General features: G+C 46.2%; 6 protein-coding genes, 4 tRNA genes and 1 pseudogene. 6 read left to right on the forward strand and 5 right to left on the reverse strand.

Annotated features, from left to right (window positions below):
• Nucleotides 1–221 (forward strand): hypothetical protein (locus BLO31_RS24035; RefSeq protein WP_217495110.1); only part of this gene is annotated, 221 nt, incomplete at its 5' end.
• Nucleotides 222–296: 75 nt separating this feature from the next.
• Here BLO31_RS24035 and BLO31_RS08805 read toward each other — a convergent pair.
• The 4 genes from BLO31_RS08805 to BLO31_RS08820 form a co-directional block, all read right to left on the reverse strand.
• Nucleotides 297–372: transfer RNA gene (locus BLO31_RS08805), tRNA-His, on the reverse strand.
• A 72-nt stretch (nucleotides 373–444) separates the two neighbouring features.
• Nucleotides 445–521, reverse strand: a tRNA-Pro gene (locus BLO31_RS08810).
• A 106-nt stretch (nucleotides 522–627) separates the two neighbouring features.
• A tRNA-His gene (locus BLO31_RS08815) sits at nucleotides 628–703 on the reverse strand.
• A 35-nt stretch (nucleotides 704–738) separates the two neighbouring features.
• Nucleotides 739–815 (reverse strand) — tRNA-Arg (locus BLO31_RS08820).
• A gap of 298 nt (nucleotides 816–1,113) precedes the next feature.
• Between BLO31_RS08820 and BLO31_RS08825 the strand changes: the two genes are divergently transcribed.
• Entirely contained in the window at nucleotides 1,114–1,527 is a 414-nt protein-coding gene (locus tag BLO31_RS08825) for a c-type cytochrome (protein ID WP_070964770.1), read from the forward strand.
• Between the two features lie 47 nt (nucleotides 1,528–1,574).
• On the opposite strand, the gene rep is transcribed toward BLO31_RS08825, so the two are convergent.
• On the reverse strand, nucleotides 1,575–3,590 hold the full coding sequence (rep, locus tag BLO31_RS08830; RefSeq protein WP_070964775.1) for a DNA helicase Rep: 2,016 nt from the start codon (nucleotides 3,588–3,590) through the stop codon (nucleotides 1,575–1,577).
• A 165-nt stretch (nucleotides 3,591–3,755) separates the two neighbouring features.
• On the opposite strand from rep, the gene BLO31_RS08835 reads away from it, so the two are divergent.
• From BLO31_RS08835 to ubiK, 4 genes and pseudogenes are all read left to right on the forward strand, one after another.
• Complete coding sequence (locus BLO31_RS08835; protein WP_070964779.1) at nucleotides 3,756–4,337, forward strand: TetR/AcrR family transcriptional regulator; 582 nt, start codon at nucleotides 3,756–3,758, stop codon at nucleotides 4,335–4,337.
• Nucleotides 4,338–4,355: 18 nt separating this feature from the next.
• Nucleotides 4,356–5,462 carry an efflux RND transporter periplasmic adaptor subunit gene (locus BLO31_RS08840; RefSeq protein WP_070964784.1) on the forward strand — a complete coding sequence of 369 codons (1,107 nt, stop codon included), beginning with the start codon at nucleotides 4,356–4,358 and terminating at the stop codon, nucleotides 5,460–5,462.
• An 11-nt stretch (nucleotides 5,463–5,473) separates the two neighbouring features.
• A pseudogene (locus tag BLO31_RS08845) lies at nucleotides 5,474–8,594 on the forward strand (multidrug efflux RND transporter permease subunit).
• A gap of 115 nt (nucleotides 8,595–8,709) precedes the next feature.
• The gene (ubiK, locus tag BLO31_RS08850) at nucleotides 8,710–8,970 is read left to right on the forward strand and encodes a ubiquinone biosynthesis accessory factor UbiK (protein ID WP_070964787.1); all 261 of its coding nucleotides are present in this window, start codon (nucleotides 8,710–8,712) and stop codon (nucleotides 8,968–8,970) included.
• Nucleotides 8,971–8,988: the final 18 nt, after the last annotated feature.

The following is an 8,988-nucleotide window of genomic DNA, read 5'->3' on the forward strand; positions in this document are numbered from 1 at the left end:
TTCGAACCCCCGACCCTCTGGTCCCAAACCAGATGCGCTACCAAGCTGCGCTATTCACCGACAATGTTTTGTTAGGAACTAGCTTTACCAAGGGTCGCCCTCTGGTCCCGCTTTTGTTCCTAAAATCAGTGATGCGCTACCAAGCTGCGCTATTCACCGACAATGTTTTGTTAGGATCCAGCTTCACCAAGGGTCGCCCTCTGGTCCCGCTTTATTCCTAAATCAATGATGCGCTACCAAGCTGCGCTATTCACCGATAATATGATCCGCATATCAAATGCTAATCAATATAATAATGGGGTGGCTAACGAGACTTGAACTCGCGACAACCGGAATCACAATCCGGGGCTCTACCGACTGAGCTATAGCCACCATCAAACTGTTTATTGTCTACGTTGCTGTAAACAATAAAGATCATGTTAAAAACACAATCTTTTAAATAAGTGGTCGGTGAAGAGGGATTCGAACCCCCGACCCTCTGGTCCCAAACCAGATGCGCTACCAAGCTGCGCTATTCACCGACAATGTTTCAACCAATGGTACTAGAAGTGCTACTCACTGATTTTATGCTTGGGGTTATTTCCTCAAGCGTGTTAACTCGTAATACATACCAATTAACAAAATAAATGGGGTGGCTAACGAGACTTGAACTCGCGACAACCGGAATCACAATCCGGGGCTCTACCGACTGAGCTATAGCCACCACTATAATTTTACCGATGTTCTTTCAGAGCTAAATGGCGCGCCCGAAAGGATTCGAACCTTCGACCTTTGGCTCCGGAGGCCAACGCTCTATCCAGCTGAGCTACGGGCGCATGCCCCATCGGCGGAGTGGAATAATACGTATATCACACAATGTCGTCTAGTACTTTTTCAACTTTTTTTCCCGTTTGACGTCTTTTTCAGCAATTAAAGTGTGACAAATCCCTAGTTAGCGTGTGATAAAGCCCCTGAAGCGAGTAACTTGATGTTTATTGCAACAAAGTATCAGGATATAATCACCCACTGTTTACATTGATTTAACAGCCAAAGCTTTGTGGCCTGCTGGATCAGTACCTACACTCTAATAAATGAGTAAGCACGAACTTACTCTCTGGAATGTAAAGTGAGTTAATGGATATGTCTCGAAAACTATTATGCGTTTTGGTCGCTGCGATCACTTTTTCGACCGCCTCTTTTGCAGCTAACGTGAGCCAAGAAGAATACGATGCGATCGCTGAAAGAATTAAACCTGTAGGTGATGTTTATCTGGCAGGCAGTGAGCCAGTTGTCGCCGAACCTAGCGGTCCTCGCGATGGGCTGACCGTATACAACACCTACTGTATGGCGTGTCACGCGTCTGGAGTAAGTGGGGCACCTAAAACTGGCGTTGCTAGTGATTGGACTGCTCGTATTGCTAAAGGTAAAGATGTTCTGGCAGATCACGCCATCAACGGTTTCAATGCGATGCCGGCGAAAGGCGGCTGTATGGACTGCTCTGACGATGAAATCGTCGCTGCTATTGAGCATATGATTGAAGGCATGTAAGTTCAGTCATACGAAAAAGGCCGGATTACCGGCCTTTTTTAGTTCTACTACTTCTTAAACATCGAGCGCAAATTAGCAATGTGTGCTTGGCCTTTTGCCATCCTCTCTTCCTGTGACACGGGCTTTTTAATCTGTTCCCATTCCACATCATCAAAAGGCAGCTCATCAAGAAAGCGGCTTTGGATGGGTTTGATTAATTCCCCAAACTGTCTGCGCTCTCGGCACATAGTAAAAGTCAGTTCTCTCTGTGCACGAGTGATACCTACGTACATCAAGCGACGCTCTTCTTCTACATTGTCTTCATCAATACTGGTTTGGTGAGGTAAGATCCCTTCTTCTGTCCCTATTAAATAGACATAGGGAAATTCTAGACCTTTAGAAGCGTGGAGAGTCATCAGTTGAACCGCGTCACTGTCCTCGTCTTCTTCACCGCGCTCCATCATATCTCTTAACGTTAAGCGCTGAACAACTTCTTTTATGTTCTTCTCTTCCTGATCATAGTTGTCGCCTTCTAAGTCTGCGACTATCCATGAATAGAGATCAGAGACGTTTTTCATCCGCATCTCAGCCGCTTTCGGGCTAGAGGAAGTCTCATAAAGCCAGTCTTCGTAATTAATATCTCGAACTAGGGAGCGCACTGCTTCCACCGTATTACCGCGCTCTGCTTGATCCGCAATCGCCACCAGCCACTGAGTAAAGCGTCTGAGGTTTTCAAGCCCGCGTCCGCTAAGGTGTTGTTCTAACCCCATTTCAAAGCTAGCTTCAAACAAACTCTTGCCACGCATGTTGGCGTAACTGCCTAGCTTTTCTAAGGTGACTGGGCCAATTTCTCTTCTCGGAGTATTCACAATACGCAAAAAAGCGTTGTCATCATCTGGGTTAACCAACACCTTTAGATAAGCCATGATGTCTTTTATTTCTGCGCGAGCAAAGAAAGAGGTGCCTCCCGACAACTTATAAGGCACTCGGTTCTGCATCAGTGATTTTTCTATCAAACGAGACTGATGATTACCGCGATACAAGATCGCGTAGTCTCGATAGTCAGTTCGATTTAAGAACTTATGTGCGATCAGCTCACCCGTTACACGTTCCGCTTCGTGTTCTTCATTTTTTGCCAGCAGGAGTTTGAGCTTTTCACCATCAGGGATCTCTGAAAACAGCGATTTTTCATAGACGTGAGGATTGTTAGCGATCAAGATGTTTGCCGCGCGCAAAATTCGGCTGGTAGAACGGTAGTTTTGCTCTAGTTTAATAAGCCTGAGCTCTGGGTAGTCTTGACCCAGTAAAACGAGATTTTGCGGCTTCGCTCCTCGCCATGAATAAATGGATTGGTCATCATCCCCAACCACAGTTAAGCGGCCACGTTCACCAACGATCAGCTTGACCAACTCATATTGGCTAGTATTGGTGTCTTGGTACTCATCTACTAATAAATAGCGGATTCGATTTCTCCAGCGGTCGCGCACGTCTTTATTATTTTTAAGTAGGACCACCGGGAGCAAAATAAGATCATCAAAATCAAGTGCGTTATAGGCTTTCATCTGCTTCTGATACATTTCAAAACAGAAAGCAAAGAGTTGCTGCTGTTCTCCCTGAGCATAAGCCTTTGCTTGCTCTGGAGACAGCATGTCATTTTTCCAATTCGAAATCGCACTTAGCAGTTGGCGAAGAAGATCTTTATCGCCATCGAGCTGTTTTTCGGTCAGCTCTTTCAGTAGTGCCATCTGATCCTGATCGTCAAAGAGAGAGAAACCAGCCTTAAGACCGAGGTGCTTGTACTCTCGCTTGATAATAGTAAGACCCAACGTATGAAAGGTAGAGACCATCAGCCCTTTGGACTCATTTTTCCCAAGCGTCTGCCCTACTCGTTCTTTCATTTCTCTTGCCGCTTTATTGGTAAACGTTACTGCTGCAATATTCCGGGCTTTGTAATTACACTGCTGAACCAAATAAGCAATTTTGTTTGTGATGACTCGGGTTTTACCCGAACCCGCACCCGCCAGCACCAAACACGGGCCGGAAACAAATTTTACTGCTTCATCTTGTTGGGGGTTCAGCTTCATTGTGTACTCATCAGGTTAATTTCAGGCGCCTATGATAATCCTCTCTTAGCGTGATTACTACGCTCTCATCAACAAGATTTTTTTTTGAATTCACAAATACCTTGTTGCATAACCCACCCCATTTTGCTTTATAATGAATGAACGTTCATTCACTGGTGATGATTAATGACGAAAAACGCACCGCTAGATAAACATCAGCAAATCATACTCGCTGCGGAGCAACTTATTGCCGAGTCTGGCTTTCACGGCCTTTCTATGCAAAAAGTGGCGAACCAAGCAGGAGTGGCCGCTGGTACTATCTACCGTTACTTTTCAGACAAAGAGCATCTGCTAGAGGAAGTTCGTCTGCATGTTTCACAACAAATTGCAGATGCGGTTCAGTTAGGGGTCACTAGTGACATGCCCTTGAAACAACGTTATCGCACCATGTGGCTAAACATTTGGAATCTCGCTGGCTCAAACCTTGCGACCCTGAGCAATCGTGTGCAATACGAGTCTATGCCCTTAGGCAAATGCGGCACGGCAAGGGATTCAGAAAGAAAAATGTTTGCCAAAGTGGATCAGCTTTTCAATGAAGGAAAAGAGCAAGGGTTGTTCAAACCACTCGCCAATGAGGTGCTTTCAGGCTTGAGTCTTGAAGCTTGTGTTGCGCTCGCTCGTAAACACGCTCATGGATTATACCATCTGGACGACGCTTCTCTTGAAGCGGCGATAGAAGCCAGCTGGGATGCCATTATTCAACATTAACTTGGAGTTCTAATCAGAATGAAAAAGTGGACATTTTTTATGCTGCTTATTGCGCTACTGCTATTCGGAAGTGTAATAGGTTTCAACTTGTTCAAGCAGCAAAAGATTGCTGAATACCTCGCAAACCGTCCAGAACCAGAGTTCCCGGTAACAGTGACCACTGTAGAAGCGGTAAACTGGGTTCCAGTGATTGAGGCGATCGGTTTTATCGAACCTAACCAAGGTGTCACCGTTGCTAATGAAACAAGCGGCGTTATTGACCAAATCAGCTTTGAATCAGGTACTCAAGTTGAAGAAGGTCAGCCACTCGTTTTGCTTGATTCAGCCGTAGAGAAAGCCAACCTTAAGAGTACTCAGGCGAAATTGCCTGCTGCGGAAGCAAAATATAAGCGCTACCAAGGTCTGTACAAAAAGGGATCTATCTCCAAAGAAGCGTACGACGAAGCGGAAGCGAATTACTTCTCTTTGAAAGCGGATATCGAAAGCCTCAACGCTTCTATTGACCGCCGTGAAATTAAAGCGCCATTTGCTGGTGTGGTTGGTATTCGAAATGTATACCTAGGCCAATACCTTCAAGCGGGTACAGATATCGTTCGTCTAGAAGACACCTCTGTAATGCGTCTGCGCTTTACGGTTCCACAAACAGACATCTCTCGTATCACACTGGATCAAGAAGTGGATATCTTTGTTGATGCCTACCCAGACAAGCCATTCAAAGGTTCTATCTCAGCCATTGAACCTGCGGTTAACGTGCAAAGTGGTTTGATTCAGGTTCAAGCTGATATTCCAAACAGCGACGGTAAATTGCGCAGTGGTATGTTTGCTCGCGCCAACATTATTCTGCCTAAACTAGAGAATCAGGTAACTTTGCCTCAGACAGCCATTACCTTTACGCTCTACGGGGACAATGTTTACGTAGTTCGTGAAGAGGAAGGCGTGAAACGCGTTACTCAGCAAGTCGTGAAAGTGGGTGAGCGTACCGCAGATATCGCTCATATTCTCGATGGTGTACAGCCGGGTGATGTCATTGTAACTTCGGGGCAGGTTCGACTCAGTAACCACTCTAAAGTGAGAATCGTAGAAAGCGATGCCATCACACCACCAGCTGAAACCCCAATGCTGTAAACGGAGGCGACATGCGCTTTACAGATGTTTTTATTAAACGTCCAGTTTTAGCGGTATCCATCAGCTTTTTGATTGCCTTGCTAGGTCTGCAAGCCGTTTTCAAAATGCAGGTGCGCGAATACCCTGAAATGACAAACACTGTGGTTACGGTATCGACCAGCTACTACGGTGCGAGTGCCGATCTCATTCAAGCTTTATTACTCAGCCATTGGAACAAGCGGTCGCTCAAGCGGACAACATTGATTATATGACTTCACAGTCGGTACTAGGTAAATCCACTATTACTGTCACCATGAAGTTAAACACCGATCCCAATGCCGCACTATCTGATATTTTGGCCAAGACCAACTCGGTGCGTTCTCAGCTCCCTAAAGAGTCTGAAGACCCAACCGTAACTATGTCTACAGGTTCAACGACGGCGGTTCTGTATATCGGCTTTACCAGTGATGAACTATCTTCGAGCCAGATTACTGACTATCTGGAACGAGTGGTAAACCCTCAGCTATTCACCGTAAATGGTGTCTCTAAAGTCGATCTTTACGGCGGCCTAAAATACGCACTGCGCATTTGGCTCGACCCTGCCAAAATGGCAGCGCTGCAACTGACCGCTACTGACGTGATGACGGTACTGAATGCCAATAACTATCAGTCAGCAACAGGTCAAGCGATTGGTGAGTTTGTGCTCTACAACGGTAGTGCCGACACTCAGGTTTCAAATGTTGAAGAACTTGAAAGCCTAGTGGTTAAGTCGGGTGAAGGTGAAGTTATTCGCCTTCAAGACATTGCCAAGGTCACACTAGAAAAAAGTCACGATGTATACCGTGCAAGCGCCAATGGTCAGGAAGCCGTGGTAGCAGCGATTAACGCTGCGCCAAGTGCCAACCCGATTAACATTGCCGCTGATGTACTGGAGCTGTTACCTCAATTAGAGCGCAACATGCCAAGTAACATCAAAATGAACGTAATGTATGACTCAACCATTGCGATCAACGAATCCATCAACGAAGTTATTAAGACCATCGTTGAAGCGGCGCTGATTGTACTTGTGGTTATCACACTGTTCTTGGGTTCGTTCCGCGCGGTACTTATCCCTATTGTCACGATTCCTCTCTCCTTGATTGGTGTGGCGATGGTGATGCAGGCGATGGGCTTTTCATGGAACTTAATGACCTTGCTCGCTATGGTACTGGCCATCGGTCTGGTGGTAGATGATGCCATCGTGGTACTTGAGAACGTGGACCGTCACCTCAAGCTTGGTGAATCTCCATTCCGCGCAGCGATAATCGGTACTCGCGAAATTGCCGTGCCTGTTATTGCCATGACCCTAACTCTGGGCGCGGTATATGCACCTATCGCACTCATGGGTGGTATCACTGGTTCTTTGTTTAAAGAGTTCGCACTAACGCTCGCAGGCTCGGTATTTGTATCTGGTATTGTGGCATTAACACTCTCGCCAATGATGTGTTCGAAAATGCTTAAGGCCAACGAGAAGCCGAGCAAGTTTGAAACAACAGTACACGACTTATTGGATCGAATGACCAATCGCTACGAGCGTATGCTTAAAGCGGTTATGCAGCGCCGTCCAGTAATTCTAGTATTCGCTTTCATTGTGTTTGCTAGTCTACCGGCCTTGTTTAAATTTATACCTAGTGAACTTGCACCGTCGGAAGATAAAGGCGTAGTGATGTTAATGGGTACAGCACCATCCAACGCAACCTAGACTTTATGCAAAACACCATGAATGAGGTGAATCAGATTCTTTCTGACCAACCGGAAGTGGCTTATGCGCAGGTCTTTACTGGTGTGCCTAACTCTAACCAAGCTTTCGGTATCGCTTCTATGGTGCCTTGGAGTGAACGAGAGGCGAGCCAAGCCGACGTGACACACCGTGTGGGTCAGCTTGTTCAAGACGTGCCTGGTATGGCGGTGACTGCATTCCAGATGCCGGAACTGCCTGGTGCGGGTTCTGGTCTACCGGTTCAGTTCGTTATTACCACACCAAACGCATTCGAAAGCTTGTTTACCGTCGCTACCGACATCCTTGGTGAAGTAAAAACCAACGCCTTGTTTGTTTACTCAGAGCTCGACCTAAACTACGACTCTGCCACGATGAAGATTAATATCGATAAGGACAAAGCGGGCGCGTATGGCGTAACCATGCAAGATATTGGTATCACGCTTAGTACTATGATGGCGGATGGCTATGTTAACCGTATCGACCTAAATGGACGCTCTTATGAAGTGATTCCTCAAGTTGAGCGTAAATGGCGTCTGAACCCTGAATCGATGAACAATTACTATGTTCGTGCAGCCGATGGTAAAGCGGTGCCGCTTGGCAGCTTAATTACCATTGACGTAGTTGCAGAGCCTCGTTCACTGCCACACTTCAACCAGCTTAACTCTGCCACTATTGGTGCCGTACCGGCTCCGGGTGCAGCGATGGGTGATGCTATTGCTTGGTTCGAAGACATTGCACAGAACAAATTGCCAGCGGGCTACAACCACGACTATATGGGCGAAGCTCGTCAGTATGTCACTGAAGGTAGTGCTCTTTACGCCACCTTTGGCCTAGCACTGGCGATCATCTTCCTAGTACTGGCGATTCAGTTTGAATCGATTCGCGATCCACTAGTGATTATGGTTTCCGTTCCACTGGCAATATGTGGTGCTTTGATCGCACTCGCTTGGGGCGCATCAACCATGAACATCTACTCTCAGGTAGGTCTAATCACTCTGGTTGGTCTGATCACTAAGCACGGTATTCTTATTTGTGAGGTTGCCAAAGAAGAGCAACTGCACAATAAGCTATCTCGCATCGAATCAGTAATGGAAGCGGCAAAAGTTCGTCTACGCCCTATCTTAATGACGACAGCGGCAATGATTGCGGGTCTTATCCCTCTAATGTATGCCACTGGTGCGGGTGCCGCTCAGCGCTTTAGTATTGGTATTGTTATTGTCGCGGGTCTTGCGATTGGTACTCTGTTTACCTTATTCGTATTGCCAGTGATCTACAGTTACCTAGCTGAACGCCATAAACCTCTACCCGTCTTTGTCGAAGACAAAGATTTAGAGAAACTGGCTCGTGTTGACGAAGCGAAAGCCGCTCACCGCCAACTGGCGGATCACCAGTAATACAATTCAATAAGTTGAAAAAGGTCACTTCGGTGACCTTTTTTATTACCTTACTAGCGACTTTCTTTTGGCAATTACATAGAATGAGGACAAATCTAAAGGAGTTTAAGCCGATATGTTTGACCCAAAAAAACTAGAGCAGATTGCTAAGCAAATCCACGACTCTATGCCTCAGCCAGTGAAAGAGCTAGGTGCAGATGTAGACCAAAAAGTACGTCAGGTTATTCAAGGCCAGCTTAACAAGCTGGATGTGGTTAGCCGCGAAGAGTTTGATGTGCAAACTCAAGTGCTAATGCGCACTCGCCAAAAGCTAAATGATATGGAAAAGAAACTGGCTGAAATCGAAGAAAAGCTAGGTTCGAAAGACGCTGAGTAGTCTTTTATATCAATGTAT

Origin of the sequence: Vibrio sonorensis (assembly GCF_001854765.1) — a bacterium.
Lineage (GTDB): Bacteria > Pseudomonadota > Gammaproteobacteria > Enterobacterales > Vibrionaceae > Vibrio > Vibrio sonorensis.

Excerpts from the sequence above, each read along its gene's own strand:
- BLO31_RS08825 (WP_070964770.1), top strand. The coding sequence starts at position 1,114 with ATGGATATGTCTCGAAAACTATTATGCGTTTTGGTCGCTGCGATCACT.
- rep (WP_070964775.1), bottom strand. The coding sequence starts at position 3,590 with ATGAAGCTGAACCCCCAACAAGATGAAGCAGTAAAATTTGTTTCCGGC.
- BLO31_RS08835 (WP_070964779.1), top strand. The coding sequence starts at position 3,756 with ATGACGAAAAACGCACCGCTAGATAAACATCAGCAAATCATACTCGCT.
- BLO31_RS08840 (WP_070964784.1), top strand. The coding sequence starts at position 4,356 with ATGAAAAAGTGGACATTTTTTATGCTGCTTATTGCGCTACTGCTATTC.
- ubiK (WP_070964787.1), top strand. The coding sequence starts at position 8,710 with ATGTTTGACCCAAAAAAACTAGAGCAGATTGCTAAGCAAATCCACGAC.